At 46.7% G+C, this 20,984-nt stretch carries 18 protein-coding genes and 1 pseudogene; 6 read left to right on the top strand and 13 right to left on the bottom strand.

From position 1 onward, the window contains the following. Positions 1-16 precede the first annotated feature (16 nt). The 4 genes from BQ1619_RS02175 to BQ1619_RS09545 are packed head-to-tail and all read right to left on the bottom strand — an operon-like array spanning position 17 to position 1,917. Positions 17-862: an EAL domain-containing protein gene (locus BQ1619_RS02175; RefSeq protein ID WP_114662002.1), complete on the bottom strand. Its 846-nt coding sequence runs from the start codon at positions 860-862 to the stop codon at positions 17-19. Positions 863-880: 18 nt separating this feature from the next. Further along, positions 881-1,369, bottom strand: a complete 489-nt coding sequence (locus tag BQ1619_RS10390) for a substrate-binding domain-containing protein (protein WP_231968435.1) — start codon at positions 1,367-1,369, stop codon at positions 881-883. Positions 1,370-1,423: 54 nt separating this feature from the next. After that, the gene (locus BQ1619_RS10395; RefSeq protein WP_231968436.1) at positions 1,424-1,759 is read right to left on the bottom strand and encodes a substrate-binding domain-containing protein; all 336 of its coding nucleotides are present in this window, start codon (positions 1,757-1,759) and stop codon (positions 1,424-1,426) included. Then, on the bottom strand, positions 1,651-1,917 hold the full coding sequence (locus BQ1619_RS09545) for a hypothetical protein (RefSeq protein WP_231968437.1): 267 nt from the start codon (positions 1,915-1,917) through the stop codon (positions 1,651-1,653). The genes BQ1619_RS10395 and BQ1619_RS09545 overlap by 109 nt, the downstream gene beginning before the upstream one ends. A 237-nt stretch (positions 1,918-2,154) precedes the next feature. On the opposite strand from BQ1619_RS09545, the pseudogene cysK reads away from it, so the two are divergent. Beyond that, positions 2,155-3,127: pseudogene (gene cysK, locus BQ1619_RS02185) on the top strand (cysteine synthase A). Between the two features lie 103 nt (positions 3,128-3,230). Here cysK and lysS read toward each other — a convergent pair. The 4 genes from lysS to BQ1619_RS02205 form a co-directional block, all read right to left on the bottom strand. After that, complete coding sequence (gene lysS, locus BQ1619_RS02190; RefSeq protein WP_114663473.1) at positions 3,231-4,775, bottom strand: lysine--tRNA ligase; 1,545 nt, start codon at positions 4,773-4,775, stop codon at positions 3,231-3,233. An 11-nt stretch (positions 4,776-4,786) separates the two neighbouring features. After that, a protein-coding gene (gene prfB, locus BQ1619_RS02195) for a peptide chain release factor 2 (RefSeq protein WP_114662004.1) occupies positions 4,787-5,891 on the bottom strand; the annotation gives its coding sequence in 2 pieces (ribosomal slippage) (positions 4,787-5,809 and positions 5,811-5,891; 1,104 coding nt in all). A gap of 41 nt (positions 5,892-5,932) precedes the next feature. Continuing rightward, complete coding sequence (gene recJ / locus BQ1619_RS02200) at positions 5,933-7,696, bottom strand: single-stranded-DNA-specific exonuclease RecJ (RefSeq protein ID WP_114662006.1); 1,764 nt, start codon at positions 7,694-7,696, stop codon at positions 5,933-5,935. Beyond that, positions 7,693-8,670, bottom strand: coding sequence for a hypothetical protein (locus BQ1619_RS02205; RefSeq protein WP_231968438.1), 978 nt, complete (start codon positions 8,668-8,670; stop codon positions 7,693-7,695). Before BQ1619_RS02205 ends, recJ begins: the two co-directional genes overlap by 4 nt. Positions 8,671-8,736: 66 nt before the next feature. On the opposite strand from BQ1619_RS02205, the gene BQ1619_RS02210 reads away from it, so the two are divergent. Genes BQ1619_RS02210 through BQ1619_RS02220 form a run of 3 tightly spaced genes read left to right on the top strand, consistent with a single transcriptional unit; the run spans position 8,737 to position 11,516 of the window. Beyond that, on the top strand, positions 8,737-9,999 hold the full coding sequence (locus BQ1619_RS02210; protein WP_114662010.1) for a lipoprotein-releasing ABC transporter permease subunit: 1,263 nt from the start codon (positions 8,737-8,739) through the stop codon (positions 9,997-9,999). Beyond that, a complete protein-coding gene (locus BQ1619_RS02215; RefSeq protein ID WP_114662012.1) occupies positions 9,992-10,684 on the top strand; it encodes an ABC transporter ATP-binding protein in 693 nt (230 codons plus the stop codon). Before BQ1619_RS02210 ends, BQ1619_RS02215 begins: the two co-directional genes overlap by 8 nt. Positions 10,685-10,703: 19 nt before the next feature. After that, the gene (locus tag BQ1619_RS02220) at positions 10,704-11,516 is read left to right on the top strand and encodes a TatD family hydrolase (protein WP_114663474.1); all 813 of its coding nucleotides are present in this window, start codon (positions 10,704-10,706) and stop codon (positions 11,514-11,516) included. Between the two features lie 798 nt (positions 11,517-12,314). Here BQ1619_RS02220 and BQ1619_RS10400 read toward each other — a convergent pair. Then, positions 12,315-12,458 (bottom strand): hypothetical protein, encoded by a 144-nt coding sequence (locus BQ1619_RS10400; protein ID WP_331851881.1) that lies wholly within the window; start codon positions 12,456-12,458, stop codon positions 12,315-12,317. Then, positions 12,448-12,891: a glutamate--tRNA ligase family protein gene (locus tag BQ1619_RS02225; RefSeq protein ID WP_331851882.1), complete on the bottom strand. Its 444-nt coding sequence runs from the start codon at positions 12,889-12,891 to the stop codon at positions 12,448-12,450. The genes BQ1619_RS10400 and BQ1619_RS02225 overlap by 11 nt, the downstream gene beginning before the upstream one ends. 3 nt (positions 12,892-12,894) lie before the next feature. Here BQ1619_RS02225 and dnaE point away from each other — a divergent pair, with 3 nt between their 5' ends. Further along, on the top strand, positions 12,895-16,503 hold the full coding sequence (gene dnaE, locus BQ1619_RS02230; RefSeq protein WP_114662014.1) for a DNA polymerase III subunit alpha: 3,609 nt from the start codon (positions 12,895-12,897) through the stop codon (positions 16,501-16,503). 3 nt (positions 16,504-16,506) lie between these two features. On the opposite strand, the gene BQ1619_RS02235 is transcribed toward dnaE, so the two are convergent. The 3 genes from BQ1619_RS02235 to BQ1619_RS02245 are packed head-to-tail and all read right to left on the bottom strand — an operon-like array spanning position 16,507 to position 19,204. Beyond that, entirely contained in the window at positions 16,507-17,655 is a 1,149-nt protein-coding gene (locus BQ1619_RS02235; protein ID WP_114662016.1) for a glycosyltransferase family 9 protein, read from the bottom strand. An 11-nt stretch (positions 17,656-17,666) separates the two neighbouring features. Then, on the bottom strand, positions 17,667-18,446 hold the full coding sequence (locus tag BQ1619_RS02240) for a glycosyltransferase family 2 protein (RefSeq protein ID WP_114662018.1): 780 nt from the start codon (positions 18,444-18,446) through the stop codon (positions 17,667-17,669). Next, on the bottom strand, positions 18,443-19,204 hold the full coding sequence (locus tag BQ1619_RS02245) for a glycosyltransferase family 2 protein (RefSeq protein WP_114662020.1): 762 nt from the start codon (positions 19,202-19,204) through the stop codon (positions 18,443-18,445). The genes BQ1619_RS02240 and BQ1619_RS02245 overlap by 4 nt, the downstream gene beginning before the upstream one ends. Positions 19,205-19,214: 10 nt before the next feature. Between BQ1619_RS02245 and msbA the strand changes: the two genes are divergently transcribed. Next, on the top strand, positions 19,215-20,978 hold the full coding sequence (gene msbA, locus BQ1619_RS02250) for a lipid A export permease/ATP-binding protein MsbA (RefSeq protein WP_114662021.1): 1,764 nt from the start codon (positions 19,215-19,217) through the stop codon (positions 20,976-20,978). Positions 20,979-20,984: the final 6 nt, after the last annotated feature.

The raw sequence follows: 20,984 nt of genomic DNA on the forward strand, positions 1-20,984 counted from the left end.
CCATGGGTCGTGGGACTCAGCCTCCAATATGCAGGCAGACCCGTTGTTGGGTTTGCTGCACTGGTGGATTTGTTTTTGTCAGGGCTGGAGCTGTCAAAGTGGCTGGACTTCCGTAGAACTCTCCCTGTACCAAAATCCTCGAGTCATGAAATGCAAGTTGATCTAGATTCTTGGTAATCACAATATTAGCTTCACTGCTTGTACTCTTAGGCTGTTCAATATCGCTATAGAGATTCGCACCAGATTGCAAAAGGTGTCGTGCAATTTTGATGTAATGAACGTGCGCTCTTTCGGATGAGCCCTGAAGATCGGTAATCGAATCTATATTGATAGCCACTTTTAATGAATTGAGTCGATTGTTTTGCAAAACAAAGTGGAGGCGTTTGGTATCTTTTACTAATGAAATTGGCAATTCAATCACGATTCGGTTTGGTGAGAACCCGAGAGCATCAACCACTTTTCTAAATGCTGAGCCATGATTGTCATCTATGGCAGAGATGAGGCCCTCATGAACATTCAGAAATAAAAGAGCGTCATCAATGCCATGTAGCGTGAAGTTTAATAAATGAATTGTTCGACACAGGCGGTCTAGACTGGTAATTTCGTTATCATCGACTGGTTTGGAAAAAAGGTCCCCAGGCTTTATTTGATTGCCATAGGCATCAATGCAGCGAACAAATGCTTCATAGGCGTATGGGTTAACCAGATCTGTGGAGCGGAAGATTGGTTGAAATACGCTAGAAAGCGTTAAATTTTGCCAGCGAGCGCTGATCTCGCCAGCACCATTTAAAAATAATGGACGATTAACGTTATTACTTTTAAGGCCATCAATAAACAATTGGGTTTTGCTAGGAACTCTCATTTGATGGCCGATACCTTTCTATCGTTTCTTATTGGCAAATACATCAATCGCGATTTGATCGTAAATATCGCCGTCATCAAATTGTTCTTTTTGAGCCTTTTTCCAGCCACCAAAAACGGCATCGACAGTAAATGTTTTTACGGGCGGGAAGTTGCCACCATATTTTTTCGTAATTGCGGGAGTAGGGTTATTTGGGCGGAAGTAGTGTTTAGCAATAATCTCTTGCCCATTTTCTGTGAACAAGAAATCTAGATACGCTTTTGATAGTTTCTCGGTACTATGCTTTTTGGCATATTTTTCAACAACCGCCACAGGAGCTGGTGCTTCGATCATGATCGATGGATACACCACATCAAATTTTCCTGCACCAACTTCTTTATTGATCAGCTCAGCCTCATTTTCAAAGGTGATGAGAGCGTCGCCAATATCACGCTGGGTGAAGGTGGTCGTTGCGCCTCTGCCACCACCAATCGAGGATTGGTACATTTGTAAAGAGGTCGCGCACAAACTCTTTTGCTTGTTTCTCGCTCTTGGTCTTCTGGAGCGCATAGCCATATGCTGTTAAATAGGTATAGCGACCATTTCCAGAAGTTTTAGGATTCGGAATAATGACTTGTGTGCAGGCTTGGTTAAGCCTGACCAATCTTTAATATTTTTTGGATTCCCTTTGCGCACCAAAAAGACGGTTACAGAAGAGTAGGGTGCAGATTGCTTCGGAAACGCGTTGCGCCAATTTGGATTCACTAAATTGCCACGTCCAACCAAGATATCGATATCTGGCGATTGATTCATGGTGACAACATCGGCCTCAAGACCGCCAATAATTGCGCCAGCTTGTTTGCTGGACCCGCCATGGGATTGATTGAGGTTGGAGCTGTTCCGGTTTTGGCTTTCCATTCGGCAGCAAATACTGGGTTAATGTCTTTGTAGAGTTCGCGAGAAACGTCGTATGAAACGTTCAAAATCGTATTGGGGTTTTTGGTTTGTGCAAAAGCACTGGCTCCGATTAGGGCACAGATTGCAAAAAGACTGCTGGTTTTAGTAGTGAATTTCATGATGTTCCAATGGGTTTATTAAAAGTGAAATCTACTAAATAGTAGCTTAATATTGTCAAACCGACTTGGGAATCAAGAACATTTGCTAAGTAATCCTGCTCTAAGAATATTCAGTTAAGGTTTGGGGTGTGTTAATAGCGTTTTTGGTTATTAGCTTATTCATAGAGCTTCTTTTACAAAGGAATTCGTCTCGCCTAAGATGTAGGCACTTATGACCCTCCATAATTAGGAATTTTGATGACCTACTTCACTGATAACTCCCAAGCTATTTGTCGCACACTGCTAGTGAGATTAAATCGCGTTACTGACGGCACAAAGGCTACGGTGCTGGCAAAAATTGAAGGCCGCAATCCAGCTTACTCCGTGAAATGTCGTATTGGTGTGGCGATGATTAACGATGCTCAAGAGAAGGGTCTTCTCGGCCCTGGCAAGGAAATCGTAGAGCCAACATCGGGTAATAGGGGTATTGCGCTGGCTTTCGTTGCCGCAGCGCGTGGCATCCCGCTTACGCTCACTATGCCAGAAACAATGAGCTTGGAGCGTCGCAAACTCCTGACAGCATTAGGCGCCAAGATCGTGTTAACTGAAAGTCCGAAAGGGATGAATGGTGCCGTTGCCAAGGCAAAAGAAATTGCGGAATCGGATCCCAATAAATATGTTTTGCTTCAGCAATTTAGCAATCCCTCGAATCCAGCGATTCATGAAAAAACGACTGGTCCTGAAATTTGGGAAGATACAGACGGCAAGATCGATGTCTTCGTTGCTGGTGTTGGAACAGGCGGTACTATTTCTGGTGTGGGCCGTTACATCAAAAATGAAAAGAAAAAGACTATTGAAGTGGTTGCAGTGGAGCCAACTGCAAGTCCAGTAATTACGCAAAAACTGAATGGCGAAGAAATTAAACCCGCACCACATAAGATCCAAGGTATCGGCGCCGGGTTTATCCCCGACAACATCGATTTATCGGTGGTGGATAAGGTTGAGCAAGTCAGCAATGAAGGGGCCATTGAGTTTGCTCGCCGCATCGCCAAAGAAGAAGGTATTTGGTGGGCATCTCTTGTGGTGCCGCCACCGCCGTCGCAGTCCGCCTAGCCAAAAAGCCTGAGTATGCTACAAAACTATTGTGGTTGTTCTGCCAGATGCGGCTGAGCGCTACTTGAGCTCCGCACTATTTGAAGGCGTCTTTGATGAAAAAGGATTGCCCGCATAACTTAACCTCAGTTATTCCAGCGAAATAAAAAGGCACCAAGCGGTGCCTTTTTATTTCTCATCAGAATCAGATTAATTCGGATCTATTCTGATCTTTAGCTTCTTTACTCTTCCTCGCGACGCAAATGAGGGAAGAGAATCACATCGCGAATATTGGGTGCATCGGTTAGCAGCATAACTAAGCGGTCAATGCCAATACCACAACCACCAGTAGGAGGCATGCCGTATTCGAGGGCGCGAATGAAGTCGTGATCGAAATACATGGCCTCTTCATCACCTGTTTCTTTTTGCTCAACTTGCTTGCGGAAGCGATTGGCTTGATCTTCAGCATCATTGAGCTCTGAGAAGCCGTTGGCTATCTCGCGTCCGGTAATAAAGAGCTCAAAGCGCTCGGTAATGCCTGGGCGTGTATCAGACTCTCTGGCTAGTGGGCTTGCTTCGATAGGGTAGTCAATGATGTATGTAGGCACCCAAAGGTGCTCCCCAGCAACCAATTCAAATAAGGCTAATTGCAAAGCACCGATACCCGTGTTCTTGAGCGTTGGAGAATCTGGGTTCTCGCCACCTTTTTTCAATTCAGCACGAATGAACGCAGCATCTTCTAACTGAGCAGCTTCATAGTTTTTACCAGATTGAGCGCAATATTTCAGAATCGCTTCATTGATGGTGAGGCGTTGGAAAGGCTTGCTTAAATCGAGTTTACGACCTTGGTGGGTCAAGACAGCAGTGCCTTGCGCGTCAATCGCTGCAGCGCGAATCAGCCCTTCCGTGAAATCCATTAACCAGCGGTAATCCGTATAGGCCGCATAAAGCTCCATCATCGTAAATTCGGGGTTGTGGCACGGGCTGACACCTTCATTACGGAAGTTGCGGTTGATTTCAAAGACACGCTCAAAGCCACCAACAACTAGACGCTTAAGATATAGCTCTGGGGCAATGCGCAAGAACATTTGCATGTCGAGCGCATTGTGATGCGTAATGAACGGTTTTGCTGCTGCGCCACCAGGAATCGGGTGGAGCATCGGTGTTTCAACTTCCATAAAGTCAGCATCAAGCATATGGCGACGGAGTGATGCGATGGCTTTACTGCGGGCCTTAAAAGTCTCGCGACTTTCTGGATTAACAATCAAATCCACATAGCGTTGGCGATATTTTGTTTCGAGATCGGAGAGGCCGTGGAACTTGTCTGGTAATGGACGCAATGATTTGCTAAGTAATCGCAACTGATTGCATTCAACGGAGAGTTCACCCTTATTGGTCTTAAAGAGGTTGCCCTCAGCAGAGATAAAGTCACCCATATCCCAGTGCTTAAAGGCGCCATGCGTATCCGCACCGGTTAATTCATCGTTTATGTAGAACTGAATTTGGCCGCTACGATCTTGAATCGTCGCAAAACTGGTTTTACCCATGACACGTTTCAGAACCATACGGCCAGCTACTTTGACATGAATCTTTTTGGCAGCCAATTCTTCTTTGGTCAGGCTGTCATAGTGTGCATGTAAGTCAGCGGCCAGATGGGTGGGCACGAAGTCATTTGGAAACGCAACGCCGTTTTGGCGCAACTTAGAAAGTTTTTCGCGACGTTCAGCAATGATGTGATTCTCATCAACGGCTTCTGTGGCTGGAGGTAAATTCGTTTTATCGTTCATAAGGTTTGACATTAAACGCCTTGCTTTAGGCTGGCTTCAATAAAGGCATCAAGATCACCATCCAAAACTTTTTGGGTGTTGGAGATCTCAACGTTAGTGCGTAAATCTTTAATACGACTTTGATCTAAGACATAAGAGCGGATTTGATGGCCCCAACCGACATTGGTCTTGCTCGTTTCCAACTTATCCTGCTCTGCACGACGCTTTTGCATTTCATGTTCGTACAGGCGTGACTTGAGCATGCTCATTGCTTCAGCACGGTTGCGGTGTTGGCTTCGATCATTCTGGCACTGAACCACAATCCCAGTCGGAATGTGGGTTAAACGGACCGCAGAGTCTGTTTTGTTAATGTGCTGACCACCTGCACCCGAAGCGCGATAGGTATCAGTACGAATATCCGCAGGATTGACTTCAATCTCAATCGAGTCATCAATCTCGGGATACACATAGATCGAGGCAAATGAGGTATGACGTCCGTTAGAGGAATCAAACGGGGATTTGCGCACTAGACGATGTACCCCAGTCTCTGAACGAAGATGACCGTATGCATATTCACCATCGACTTTGATCGTCGCGCTCTTGATGCCCGCGACATCACCATCAGATTCTTCCAGAATTTCAGTTTTGTAACCCTTACGCTCGCAGTATTTCAGATATTGACGATAGAGCATTCTGGCCCAATTACAGGCCTCGGTGCCACCAGCACCTGCTTGGATACCAATAAAGCAATTGCATGAGTCCATTTCGTTATGAAACATGCGACGGAATTCGAGGTCATTAATGATCTTGCTGTAACCCTCAACATCTTGCTCAATGGCGGCGATAGTTTCAAAATCACCCTCGTCTTTGGCCATATCAAAGAGCTCAATAGCTCCAGTGATGTTGTTGTTTAAATCCGTTAAAGTCGCAACCACGCCATCGAGCAATTTTTTTTCTTTGCCCAGCGCTTGCGCTTTCTTTTGATCGTCCCAAATGGAGGGGTCCTCTAGGATCGCCTTAACTTCAGTAAGGCGACGCGACTTGACGTCGAAGTCAAAGATACCCCCGAAGAGCTTGCTCGCGTGTGAGCAGATCGGACAAAGTATTTGAAATAGTATTTAGTTGTTCAGCTTCCATCCCCTAATTATAAGGGGGTTATTGGGGTATAACCTCTGAGGCTAATTGCTTGCTGGACTATCGTCGTGGGCTTCAATCATCAACTGCACCCGTGCTTGGCCCTGATAGCGATCGGTGACGAGGCGGTAAGCAAGCCTTGCTTTGGGCGGCAGGGTTTTGGTGCGATTAAACCAAACGGCGGTTAGTGGCGAACCTGGTGACTTAGCCCCGGTACTTTCTCCCAACGGACGAACTTGAAGACGCAGGTGTTTCTCTTTCATGAGGCTTTGTTGCGCAATTTCAAACTCACCATAGAAAACCGGTTGTGGAAAGCCTTGTCCCCATATTTCTTCTGCGAGCAGATCGCCAATCTCGGGGGTAAATTGCGAAGGAAGGAGGGCGCCATCGTGCGGGTGCCGTCGCTTAAGGATGTCGTCGGTTAATAGGCTATTAGCCACCTCCTGAAAGCAGGCATCAAACCTTTCAAAATCATCTTTGCGAATGGTCAGGCCTACCGCCATGGCATGACCCCCAAATTTGAGAATCAGGCCAAGTTCTTTTTTGGACACCACATCCAGTGCATCGCGCAAATGAAATCCAGTCAGCGATCTGCCAGAGCCACGAAGTTCTTCTCCTAAATTACCATCTGGTGCAAAAACAATTGCAGGTCGATTAAATCGTTCTTTCAAGCGTGACGCCACAATTCCAACAACACCTTGGTGCCAATTTGGGTTCCATAAGCAAATACTGGTGCGTTGCTCTATCGATCCAGATAACTGCTCCTCAGACAGGTGAGCTAATGCCGTTTCTTGCATGCCACTCTCAATAACACGGCGTTCGCGATTAATGCGATCTAGTTCTTGCGCCAATGTCACGGCTTCATCCACGCTATCCGTCAGCAATAAACGGATGCCAAGCGTCATATCCGCTAAACGCCCAGCTGCGTTTAGTCTAGGACCAATTGCAAACCCGAGATCAAAGGTATTCGCCTTACAAGGATCTCTGCCTGCTGCCTGAAAAAGTGCCTGCATTCCAGGCTGCGCAATTCCAGCGCGAATACGTTTTAAACCATTGGATACCAAGATGCGATTGTTGCGATCCAGTTGAGCAACGTCTGCAACCGTACCTAATGCCACGAGATCTAACAGGTTTTCTACTTTTGGTTGTGTTTCGTTGGTAAATTTGCCGCGTTTGCGTAGCTCAGCACGCAATGCCACCAAAACATAAAACATGACGCCAACACCAGCAAGTGCTTTACTTGGGAATGTGCAGCTTGGTTGATTGGGATTCACAATCGTGGCGGCCTTTGGTAAACGATCGCCAGGTAAATGGTGGTCGGTGACAATCACTTCCATGCCTAATTCACGAGCACGGTCTACACCTGCTTCACTAGCTATCCCGTTATCGACAGTTATGAGGTATTTGGGTTTCGGAATTTGTTGTGCAGCCAACTCTACTACCTCGGGAGTCAGGCCGTAACCCATCGTAAATCGATTCTGGACCAGAAACTGAATTGGGGTATCAGAACCCCCAAGCATCTTTAAGCCCCGCAGACCTACTGCACAGGCGGTAGCGCCGTCACAGTCGTAATCTGCAACGATCAGCATAGGTTCTTTTTTCTCCAAAATATCTGCCAACAGGCTGGCGCTACTCAGGCAGTTCTTCAGTTCAGTAGGCGATAAAAGATTCTTTAGTTCCAATGAAAGTTCATCTGGAGATGTCAAGCCACGAGCAGCATATAGTCGAGCCAGCAAAGGATGCAGACCACTTTGCTCAAGCCAAGTAGCAGTGCGCTCAAAAAATGTTCGTTGAGAAAAAAGGCTCATGTCGAAATTATTTCATTCCAAGTACGTAATTTAGGTTTCTTCCAAAAGACCCACGATTTCAGAAATATGTCTTTTGCTGTGAAGACTCTCTCACGCACCTTGCCATGCTGAAAATCGATGAGTAAAAATTCATCTAGATGTTTTTGGGAGAGTGCCTTGCAGAGGACTGGCCAAATAGGTTCTGGCTGATCCAGCCAGGCAAATACTCCAGCAAGAGTATCAGTAGTGATAGTTTGAAGATTGTGGCTACAGGGAATGTCGCAATATTTTGCGAGACCTTGTAATATAGGATGCTCGCCATAAATCCGTTTTGCCTCCGTAAATGATTTCGGAGCCCGCACGTCATTGAGTTTCCCAATGCCGCTGATCCACAAAGAATTAATGTTCGGGAGACCGCGTTGCTCACGTGCCTCATTGGTAGGATCAATATGCCAGAGCATCTGAATTTCATTTTGCAATTTGCGCCAACGTTTAGCGATGCCCTCTTCATCAGAGTCGCGCGGCATCCACCAGTCAATATTGCGGCCATGGGCTTGATCAATGCTGTGTGTGGCCAAACTGGAGAATGGACCTGCGGCAATAAACCAGTATTGCTTGTCATGAAATAACACTGGCCCTTGAAAATCTTCCTCGAGCAAGGGTAAGGCGGCTTTCAGAAACTGGGAGGATTCACTTTCGGTCAGATCAATCTGATTCTGATTCATCAAAATGAGGTGGTCTCGTGTAGCGTGCAAATGAACAGGCTGTAGGCAAGCGATAGTTTGTTCAGGATTCACGGCTACAGATGACTGGCCCAATAGCAAAACTGTAGCAATCGGAACCCGCTCCCCCAGCAAGAATCGTTCATGCGGAAGCCCCTGTGGTGGTTGGCTACTCTGGCTTTGTCCCTCCAGAACATCCTCTCCCGAAAGCATGAGGGTAAAGCGCCGAAGCTTGCTTTGGGCGCTTTGGGTTGTGTGGGCAGGAATGTTCATTCCCCTGATTTTATGAGGCATTTCAATATTCCATCGGTTGACTGTGCAATTGTCTAAACTGTGGCTATGTTGAGACTTCCCATTGAGCTAGAAATCGGCCTGCGCTATACCCGTTCCAAGCGTCGTAAGACGGTTGGCAAGCGTGATGGCTTTCTGTCCTTTATTTCTGGAATCTCTACTGTGGGCATAGCACTCGGAGTGGCTTCTTTGATTGTCGTCCTCTCCGTCATGAATGGCTTTCAGAAAGAGGTGCGCGATCGTATGCTCTCCGTGTTATCCCATGTTGAGATTACTGCCCCTGATGGTTTGGCTAATTGGGAGCCTTTGGCGCTGAAGGTTGCTGCGCAACCTCATGTGATTGGGGTTGCACCGATGGTGAGTTCGCAAGGCCTGCTCACACGTGACAACGTGATGCGAGGGGTGGCGATCCGTGGAATTTTGCCAAGCGAAGAAGGTAAGGCATCTGATTTACCCAAACAATTTGTTGCGGGAAGTATTGACGACCTTAAGCCAGGGAGTTTTGGTGTTGTATTAGGCGCTCAACTTGCGTCATTGGTTGGCGCTCGTGTAGGGGATCGTATTAATCTGATTGTTCCTGAAAGTGATTTGACTCCAGCAGGTGCGATGCCTCGGATGCGCACGCTGCAAGTGGTTGGTATTGTGGACAGTGGTCATTATGAATATGACAGCTCACTAGCCATCCTGCATTGGAAAGATGCCGCAGCCCTGTTTCGCTTGCATGATCCATCTGGCTTGCGGGTTAAGTTGGATGATATGCAGCGTGCTCCAGAGGTTGCGAATGCGCTGGCTGCTGTCGTTCCTCAAGCTCTTTGGGTAAGCGATTGGTCGCGTTCGAATCGCAATTGGTTTGCTGCTGTGCAAACGGAAAAGAAAATGATGTTCATCATCCTGACATTGATCATCGCAGTGGCTGCATTTAATTTAGTGTCGACTCTCGTAATGACTGTGAACGAAAAGCAAGCGGATATTGCGATCTTGCGAACAATGGGTGCTAGTCCAGGACTCATTCAGAGAATATTTTTGGTGCAAGGTTTGGCAATTGGATTATTAGGTTCCCTAGCAGGTGTTGGCTTGGGATTATTAATCGCACTTAATATCGATGTCATCGTTCCTGCCATTGAGGCGATCTTCCGAGTGCGTTTCCTGCCGCGTGAGGTGTATTTCATTAGTGAATTGCCATCTGATGTCCGAATGGGTGATGTGCTCACAGTGGGTCTGATGGCATTTGGTTTGTCAGTGATCGCTACCTTGTACCCGAGCCGTCGTGCGGCAAAGGTCCAGCCAGCGGAGGCTCTGCGATATGAGTGAGATGACGAACGTTCTGATTTCTAGTGGGTTGGCAAAGACCTATGGTCAAGGAGCGACTGCGGTTGAAGTGCTGAAGTCTGTAGATTTGTCTGTTGCTTCTTCTGAGAAAGTCGCGATTGTGGGCTCCTCGGGTTCGGGTAAGAGCACCTTATTGCATTTGCTGGGTGGCTTAGATACTCCTAGCGCAGGATCAGTCATCCTAGACGGCGCCAATATAAACCAATTGTCTGTGGCGAAATTGGACCGCTTGCGTAACCAGCGTTTGGGTTTTATCTATCAATTTCATCATCTCTTGGATGAATTTAGTGCAGTCGAAAACGTAGCCTTGTTATTGCGTATTCGCGGTTTGGAAAACGACGAAGCAATGGATCATGCTAGCGCGATGTTAAAAGCTGTCGGCTTGGATAATCGCGCATTGCATACCCCTGCTGAATTATCTGGCGGCGAGCGTCAGAGAGTTGCTGTTGCAAGAGCCCTAGTTGGAAATCCCATCTGCGTACTAGCAGATGAACCCACAGGTAATCTTGATACTGAAACAGCAGATGGCGTATTTGATTTAATGTTAGAGATTGCGCGCGAGCAGGGTACCGCGTTTGTGATTGTTACCCATGATCCAGTGCGGGCAAAGCATTGCGATCGTATTCTGCATCTTGAGCGCGGTGTTTTAAAGACCTTTGCTGAATAAGACAAAGGCGACCGATCCCATGTGGATTGATACTCACTGCCATTTAAATGCGCCCGAGTTCTCGGGCACATTGCCAGCGATTATTGCGGCAGCGAAAGAAAAAAATGTTCGCGCAATCTTGTTGCCGGCTGTAAGGGCAGCGGACTTCCAGAATGTCAAAGTGCTTAGCTCCCAATATCAAGATGACATTCCAGGCCTTGTGTACACATTGGGTATTCATCCGCTATATACCAATCAAGCGCATGAGCAAGATATCCAAATTTTGGATGAACAAATACGGCAATCTTTAGCTGATCCACGATTTGTGGGGATCGGAGAGATAGGCTTAGATTATTTTGTCGAGGGCTTAGACCCCCATAAACAAGACTATTTTTTTCAAGCGCAATTGGATCTTGCTCAGCAATACCAACTACCTGTGATATTGCATGTTCGTCGCTCGCAGAATGCCATCCTGAAGGCGCTCAGGCGACGTAATATTGCTGGCGGAATTACTCATGCATTTAATGGGAGTTTTCAGCAAGCAGAGCAATTTATAGATCTTGGCTTTAAGTTGGGATTTGGTGGTGCTGCGACGTATGAGCGAGCCTTGCAAATTCGAAGACTATTAACCGAGTTTTCGCTAGAGAGCATTGTGACGGAGACGGATTCTCCTGATATCCCGCCGGCTTGGTTAAAGCAAGAGGGAATTCTATGTAATGAGCCTGCCTTTATTGCCAGAATAGCGAATGCCCTGGCTGCCATTCGGGGTGTTGGTGAAGAGGAATTTGCATCGACAGTCTGGCAAAACGCTATGAAAGTTCTGCCTCGCTGGGCAACTGCTTGTGCTCTTTAATTATTAAAGTTGGCTGGGCTAGTAGACTCATAATCCTTTGGTCCCAGGTTCAAGTCCTGGTGGGCCCACCAGGACGCTATTAGGTAGCAGTTACCTAAATTTATAAATCAATAACTTAGCGAACCACAATGCCCTCTTAATTGAGGGCATTTATTTAATCTTTACTGTAAGCCTTGCAGTCATTTCCCTTAAATTCATAGCTCACAACAACTTTATTCTCAATCTTAAAGATTGTCGTACAGGCGTTTGTATATCCTATTGCAGGGCTGCCGCCCACCATGTTTGTATATGGTTTTCTGGAATCATCACTGTATTAGCTCTTGCGGGTTGACCAGGTATTACGCCTGATTCAGAGCGGGAATAAGTAAGGTATCTTACGCCTTCATTTTCATATGAGCCCTGAGGAATTCCCCGGGCGGCCACCAAGTCTTTTTCAGGCTTTCCTATCGTTGTCTGTGGGATTTTTTCGTAATTCGCTGTAGTTGCGCATCCAGCTAATAGAAGTCCAAGGATGGGTAGAGATTTTTTTCATTTGTATGGTTTTAGTCATATGGTGAACATAGCCTATTGGGTAGCAAGCGTTGCTTTAAGTAACGCTTATAGTATTTTCTTGTTCTCAAGATTCGTGCTTGCGTTAACAGCTGCCAAAAGCCATTCTGCAATAGTGAGATTTGTTCTATCGGGTAGATCCGTTAGACCGAGATGAGAGGCTGCTTTACGAAGTTCGCCCAGCGTATGTGTTTCATCTTTGGTGTTGATTTGAGTGGCAAGCGTTTGTTTACTTAATTTCTCACCATTCTAATCTAAAACTAAGGGCGGGTGCTTGTAGCTCGGGGTTGAGTATCCTAATATTTGTTGAGGATAAATTTGTCTATCGGTGTTGCTCAAAAGGTCTGATCCACGAACGATATGGGTAATGCCCTGCGAGGTGTCATCGACCACAACCGCAAGTTGATGGGTGAAGAGACCATCGATTGCGAGGAGTTTGAATGTTCTGAGCGGCTAGTCTGCTAGCAATCATTTGTCTTGAGCAGGCGCATGGGTAAAGTACTTTTTGGCCATTTAGCGTCTCAAGAGCTTCCCAATAGTATTTTTGTCGGCTAGATTGATATAGGGGTTCCTCATCCCAAAAAAGACCACAGGCCTGTAATTGGGACCGAATAATTTGATCTACACCAGGCACGCACCTTGGGGTATCTAAATCCTCAATTCTGAGTAGCCATTTCCCTGCATTTTTTCGGGCATTTAGCCAGTTTCCTGGGGCGGCAACTAATGAGCCAGCATGCAGTGGCCCAGTTGGCGAGGGGGCAAATCGCCCGCGATAGCCGTCGGCAAGGGTTGGAGGGTTTTGGGGGGTAGACACAGCTAAAATCATCTCATGGCTTCACCCCGTTTTGTACATCTTCGCATTCATTCCGAGTTTTCGATTACGGATGGAGTCGTGCGCATTGATGATGCGGTGGCAGCTGCCGTTAAGGATGAGATGGGTGCCTTGGCCATTACTGATTTAAGTAATTTATTTGGTTTGGTGCGGTTTTACACTGCCGCACGATCCAGTGGGGTTAAACCCATCGCCGGTGCGGATGTTTGGGTATCTAACTCCCAAGATCCTGACCAGCCCCACCGACTTTTGCTGTTGGTCCAAAACCATTCTGGTTATCTCAATCTTTGTGAGTTGCTTAGTAGAGCCTCGCTTGATAATCAATCGCGTGGTCGAGCTGAAGTGGATTCCGCGTGGTTTAGTGAGCCTGCTGCCAAATCTGAGGATAAGAAAGCGAAGCGAACTTTGGCATATGGACTCATTGCCCTCTCTGGAGGGCGCATGGGGGAGGTTGGGAGTGCACTATTGGCTGGCCAAGAGGATCAGGCCAAGATTATTGCCAAGCGGTATGAAAAGCTGTTTCCGAAATCGTTTTATATTGAAGTGCAGCGTGGTGGGCGCCCTCAAGACGAGAGGCAATTACAGCTTGCGTGCCATCTAGCTAGTGAGCTCGATTTACCCGTAGTGGCAACCCACCCTGTGCAGTTCATGCAAAAGAGCGATTTTACTGCGCATGAGGCACGTGTTTGTATTGCTGCAGGTGAATTACTAGGTAACCCGCGCCGCCAAAAGAAATTTAATGAAGAGCAATACTTTTTAACGCAAGCGGAGATGGAGCAGCGGTTTGCTGATTTGCCTGCAGCATTAGCAAACTCTGTAGAGATCGCAAAACGTTGCAACTTATCCTTAGTGTTGGGTCAACCGCGTTTGCCAGATTTCCCAATTCCTCCAGGCATTACGCTTGATGAATTCTTGCTAGCCCAATCAGAGGCAGGTCTTGAGCGTCATATGGAGCGCAATTTTCCTGATCCAGAAGAGCGCGCAAAAGAAATGCCGCGGTATCGCGAACGCCTTTTATTTGAAGCCAAGACCATTTCTCAAATGGGCTTCCCTGGCTACTTCCTGATCGTTGCTGACTTCATCAACTGGGCTAAAAATAATGGAGTGCCAGTGGGTCCCGGACGCGGGTCTGGCGCTGGCTCTTTAGTAGCGTATTCATTACGCATTACCGATCTGGATCCATTGCGGTACAACTTGCTTTTTGAGCGTTTCTTGAATCCTGAGCGGGTATCTATGCCTGACTTTGATATCGACTTTTGCCAACATGGCCGTGATCGAGTCATTCAGTACGTCAAAGATAAGTATGGCAAAGACGCGGTCAGTCAAATTGCAACCTTTGGCACGATGGCGGCAAGAGCGGCGATTCGCGACGTGGGCCGTGTTTTGGAGCAAGGTTATAACTTCGTTGATGGCATCGCAAAATTAGTGCCGAATAAGCCGGGTCAATACATGACCATTGAAATGGCTAAAAAAGAAGAAAAGCAATTAGCCGAGCGAGAAAAAAATGAGGATGAAGTTCGACAATTACTTTCCTTGGCAGAGCAGCTCGAGGGAATGACGCGTAACGTGGGTATGCATGCTGGTGGCGTACTGATTGCACCAGGTCGACTCACCGATTTTTGCCCGCTTTATACCCAGGAAACAAAGGATCAAGACAGCTGTTCAGTCATTAGTCAGTTCGATAAGGATGATGTCGAAGCAATTGGGCTCGTTAAGTTTGACTTTTTGGGGTTAACTACCCTTACGATTTTGGCTGCCGCAGAGCGTTGGATTAAAGCGCTTCATGCTGATCGCAAAGATTGGAGTATTAGTGATATTCCGCTTGATGATGAAAAGGCGTTTGATGTTTTAAAGCGAGCCAATACGGTTGCCGTTTTCCAGCTGGAAAGCCGGGGCATGCAAGGCATGCTTCGGGAAGCTAAGCCAGACCGTTTTGAGGACATTATTGCGCTGGTGGCACTCTATCGCCCAGGTCCAATGGATCTAATTCCAGATTTCATTGAGCGTAAACACGGTCGACAAAAGGTTGAGTATCCCGATCCACGTATTGAGCCCGTTCTGCGTGAAACCTACGGCATCATGGTCTACCAAGAGCAGGTGATGCAGATGGCCCAAATGATTGGTGGGTATTCATTAGGCGGCGCCGATATGTTGCGTCGTGCTATGGGTAAGAAAAAGCCAGAAGAGATGGCGCAACATCGCAAGATCTTCAGTGATGGTGCTAAAGCAGGCGGAATTTCAGAGGCCAAAGCGAATGAAATCTATGACTTGATGGAGCGTTTCGCTGGATATGGATTCAATAAATCGCATGCGGCAGCATACGCACTCTTGGCCTACCAAACCGCTTGGCTGAAGGCGTATTACCCCGCTGAATTCATGGCGGCCAACTTATCGCTTGCTATGGACGACACCGACAAGGTGAAGATTCTCTATGACGATTGCTTGGCTAACAAAATTCGAGCGTTCTCTCCCGATATCAACACTGGGGTTTATGAGTTCACACCATTGCGTGCGCCAGATGCTCCGCCAGATGCCCCCGTAAGCCATATCCGCTATGGATTGGGAGCGGTGCGGGGTACCGGTGAGGCTGCGATTGAGGCAATTGTCAACGCTCGCCAAGCTGGTGGCCCATTTAAGGATTTATTTGATTTTTGTGCTCGAGTAGATCGTCGTCAGGTAAATCGTCGTGCGATTGAGGCGCTTATGCGTGCTGGTGCATTCGATAGTCTCTATAAAGACGCGTTAGCAGTCGGGGGCAATCTTTACGATATTCGATCAACACTATTAGCATCGTTAGCGAGAGCGATTGAGGCAGCAGAGCAGGCAGAAGCATCGATTCATCAAGTTAGCTTGTTTGAAGTTGCAGGCGAAGATCATGCACATCAACCTGAGCTCGTTCGCGAACCTGTATGGTCTGAGAAAAAACGTCTTCAAGAAGAGAAGGCCGCTCTTGGACTTTGCCTGACCGGCCATATGTTTGATGCCTATCGAGATGAGACAGCACACTTTATTCGACAACCGCTAGTAAAAATAACTGAGGGTAAGGATCAGTTAATAGCAGGTATTGTGACTTCTGCTCGCATGCTTACTGGTCAGCGAGGTCGCATGATGATCGCAACCATTGATGACGGTGCTGCTGCTCTTGAGGTAACGCTGTATAGTGAAGTTTATGAACCTAATCGCTCTTGGTTGAAAGAGGATGAGTTGCTCATAGCTAAAGTGAATGTGACGCCCGATAAATTTTCGGGTGGTATGCGTATCGTGGCTGAAGCAGTAATGGATATCACTGGCGCAAGAATGCGTTTTGCCCGCAATATCCATGTGTGTCTTGATGCAGCGGTAGATATTCGAATGTTGCGAAGTCAAATTGGGCCCTATCTCATGGCTAATAGGCAGCGGGATCCTAAAATAAGCACTAATACTGCCGCTACCAATGATGGCGTTAAGGGATTGATGTTGACTGCCGCCGTTACAACTAGTGGTGGTGCATGCTTAATACAATTTCCAGAGGAGATGCGGATTTATCCCGACAACGCCTGCTTGCATAGTTTGACTCAACTGCTGGCCTCCAAGCAAAAAGACTCCGTTCAGATTCAATATCACTAGGGTTTATTGGGCTAAAAGCTTTTCGATAGCCTGAATGACTTGGTCAACCTCCAGCAGATCCAAGCACTCACTATTACTATCGGGGTGATCTATGCACCCTGCCTTGCGACACGGAACGCATTCGCCAGGGCCTTGGAGAATAGTGATATTGCCTATAGTTTGACTGCGAGCGCGTAATTGATATGGTTGCTTACCGATAAAGCCATTAGGCCATGGGCCAAAGTTGGTAGGGGGCGTAGCGCCAAATAAAGTGATGGTAGGAGTGTTGCATGCGGCGGCCAGGTGAGTAATAGAAGTATCCACCCCAATATAAAGCTTGGCACCTCGAAGTAACGAGCCTGCCTGGGGGATGGAAAGTCTGCCTGCGGTATCAATGACGCGTGAACGCGTATCGTTATCTAGTAAAGACAAGATATCCTCATTTAAGAGTAAGTCTTGTTTTGCGGGTGAAGCGCTCAGGACTACTTTTAGACCGTGACCTACAAGGTATTGAATGAGCTTTTGCCAATGCGCTAGAGGCCAGCGTTTATATGCAGTTAGTGGTCCAGGGTGAATAACAACATACGGCTGTGTGAGCGCATTCGTAATGGCAGGTGTTAACGCCTCTCCAATCGGGGGTGTGACATTAATGGGTTCAGAAAAGAGATTGCTAGGATTTTTAACAAAAATCTCTAACAAGCGAAGTTTTTCCGTAATGACGTGTTGTGAAAAATAATCCACGTTTACAGTGTGCATAGAAATAAATTTTTTCCAGGCGTTTTGACGATTGGATTTTTCTGTAGCACTGCTTTGAATGCCTTGGGGGTGTCCACCCAAGACTCCCACGCGATGAAATGCCGCCACTAACCCATAAATGTATGCTCGATCGCTTGGTTGCGTCACAAACGCCAGGTCATAGCGTTGAAATAGTTTATTAAATAGGGATAAATATTCTCGAATACCAGGGCGATCCGAGGTTTCAATTACTTGGTCGATATCAGGATTGCCCTTGAGCATGTCAAGCTTGCTCTTATATCCCAGGAAATGAAACTCGGCATCTGGCCAAAGCTGGCGCGCTTTGCTTATTAGTGGCGTAGTAACGAGTACATCACCAATCTGACGAGTAGCGATGAATAAAACTTTTTTAGGTTGCAGGGTAGAAACTGGACTCATGTGGAAATTACTTATAGCGCCTTGGGTAATATTTTCTCGCGAACACGTCGCGCATTTTTAGCGGCGTTGCTTTGATCATGTATTTTATGGAAGAGATGAAATACTTCCGTTGCCCAAGAGCCTGATTTTCGTTTGATCTGATTGTGTTGAAGGCGAAAAACAAAGTCGGCATCTTCATGCCCCCAACCGGTCATGCTTTCATCAAATCCATGAATTGCTATTGCATCTGTTTTCCAGCATGCCATATTGCAGCCCTTGATGCGACGCCAAACAAATTTTTTATAGTTCCGCCAGGTGCCATCACCAAATTTCAGAACGATCGGTAGGTATTTATTGATGCCACCTTGAAGGCGTGCGCTAAGTAGTTTGGCTCGAAAATGTGCAAAATCCCAAGTGTCCCAATTTAGTAATTCTTGGGATAGTGATGCGCTTAGTAAGACTCGACTTCCGGTAACTAGATAGCCCTTTTGCGCTAGCTCACGATGACGTTCGACAAAATCAGGCTGTGTAATGCAATCTCCGTCTAAAAAAATTAGATAGTCGCCCTGTGCTGCGGCGATTGCTTGGTTCAGAATTTTAGTTTTACGAAAACCACGATCCTCTTGCCAGAGATGGGTGATCGAAATGGTGTGATTTATCTTGAAGGTATCAATAACTTTCTTGGTGCTTTTTGTTGAGCCATCATCGGCGATGATGATTTCAAAATTCTGATCGGACTGGGTGGCGAGAGATTCGAGGCAAAGCTTCAGTGCTTGCGGCCAGTTGTAGGTAGCCAGCAAAATCGAAATCATTTACGAGCTTCCTGATTTAAGTGCCAAAGCTTGATATAGCGATAATACGTTCCTTGCGCGTTGGAGATTGCCAATGCAAATCCTTGACCTCCATCCAAAAAGCCTGTGCGAATGATGTACGTTCGAATGAATGCCCAAGCACCATGAAAAACTGCTTTAAGCGGGCTGCTAGTTTTTCCTTTGGCAAATGCTTGTTCTGCCGATACTGTGGAGTAGCGATCCAGTTTTTGGAGTACTTGGGAGTAATTCATAAAACTGTAGTGCAACATCGGATTCTTCAATCTGGCAACAGAGCCGCTTGGAATTAGTCGCTCATGTACTAAATCATCAGAAAAGCGTGCGGTACCCCGTTTAAAAAGACGGTCTACATAGTCAGGACTCCACCCAGAATGTCGGATAAAGCGGCCGCAATACCAAGAAAGTCTTGGGATGGCAAAACAATTAACACGAGCGCTATGGTGAATGGCCGTCAGAATCTCTGACCTGAGGGCTGGGGTGAGTCTTTCATCTGCATCTATTGATAAAACCCATTCACTTGAGGCTAGATCTAGGGCACGGTTCTTTTGGGGGCCAAATCCCGGCCAATCCAGGGGCTGGGCAATAACCGCTCCATGGCTGCGGGCAATCTCGAGGGTACGATCAGAGCTATTCGTGTCGACCACGACAATCTGCTGGGCAATGCCTTCTAGCGAGGCTAGACAGTCGCCTAAATTGGCCTCTTCATTGCGAGTGATGAGTATGACGGATAAGGTGGGCATAATTCATTATATGAATGCTCAAGACCGTACCGCCCTAAATCGCTTGATTACCTATCTAAAGCCCCATATTGGGCTGATTATCGGCTCTCTGGTTGCCATGACTTTTGTGGCTGCAGCCGAGACCTCTATTCCTGCGTTAATGAGGCCCTTATTGGACCGCGGCTTTACGGGCCAGCTGAACAGCAAGCTTTGGCAAGTGCCCGTATTTTTGGTTGGTCTCGCGCTGGTACGAAGTTTGGCCCAATTTTTGTCTAACTATTTATTAACGCGAGTCATCAACGCTGTACTTCTCAAATTACGTGAGCAAATGTTTCAAACGCTGCTTCACGCAAGCACTGCTTTTTTTCAAAAGAATTCCGCTTCGAATTTAATTAATGCAGTTGCGTTTGAGGTTAATAATGTTCTCACCATTATGGGCGGGATGTTAATTAGCTTGGTACGTGATTCGTTGACTGTAGTGGGATTGATGGGTTACCTAATCTATCTGAATTGGAAGTTAACGCTCGTTGTTTTAATTATCTTTCCAATCATTGCGTTCATCATGACGAAGATTAATCGACGACTCAGATCCTTAAATCGTGAGCAACAAAGTCTGACAAGTGATTTGGCTTACATTGTTGAAGAATCTGCGGCGGGTTACAAAATTGTGAAGGTGCATGGCGCCCAAGAATATGAGATGAACCGCTTTAGGCAGAAGGCAGAGCGCTTACGCCAGTTCGCCTTAAAGTCAGCCGTTGCTGGAGGCCTTAATCAACCGATAACTCAGCTAATCGCGTCAATGGCGTTGTCGATCGTACTGATAATTGCCTTAATGCAACCGGCTACCGAAGGCACCACGGTTGGTGGCTTTGCCGCTTTTATTACCGCAATGATGCTGGTGATTTCCCCTCTGAAACGCCTTGCCGATATTAATCAACCCTTGCAGCGTGGTTTGACGGCCGCAGAAATGATTTTTGGTTTGATGGATCAACCCCTAGAGGAGGATGAAGACCGCCGCTTAAATATGAAATCTCTGATAAAAGCCAAAGGTGCAATTCGTTTTGAAAATGTAGGATTCTCATACGAACAAGAGGTTGGCCGTAATGATGCCTTAACTGATATCAATCTCTCGATCATGCCAGGCGAAGTAGTTGCCTTCGTTGGCCCATCCGGGAGCGGCAAATCTACTTTGGTGAACCTGCTTCCCAGATTTTTTAAACCTTCAGGTGGGCAGATCTATTTAGACGGAGTTTCCCTTGAAGAAATTGTGCTTGCAGATGTTCGTAGGCAAATTGCCTTCGTAAGCCAGGATGTCATTCTTTTTAATGACACCATTGCCGCAAACGTCGCATATGGCGCAGTGGATCATGATGGAATTGATTGTGGCAGGGTCATGGAGGCCTTAGAGGTAGCAAATCTCAGTAATTTGATCCATGAGCTACCAGAGGGCATCGATACAGTTGTTGGGGATAACGGCAATCGCTTATCTGGAGGTCAGCGTCAACGCCTAGCAATTGCCCGAGCAATCTACAAAAATGCGCCTATTCTGATTTTGGATGAAGCGACGTCAGCCTTAGATTCGGAATCCGAGCGTCAGGTTCAAGATGCTTTGGAGCGTCTCATGGTGGGCAGAACTACTCTAGTTATTGCACATCGCTTATCGACGATTGAACATGCTGATCGGATTGTTGTTTTGGAGAATGGCAAGATTGTTGAAAATGGATCCCATGGGGAGTTAATTAAGCAAGATGGGCTATATGCCAATTTGCACCGCATTCAATTTTCAAACGCGTGATATCAG

This window comes from Polynucleobacter necessarius, from assembly GCF_900095195.1.
Taxonomy (GTDB): Bacteria; Pseudomonadota; Gammaproteobacteria; order Burkholderiales; family Burkholderiaceae; genus Polynucleobacter; species Polynucleobacter necessarius_G.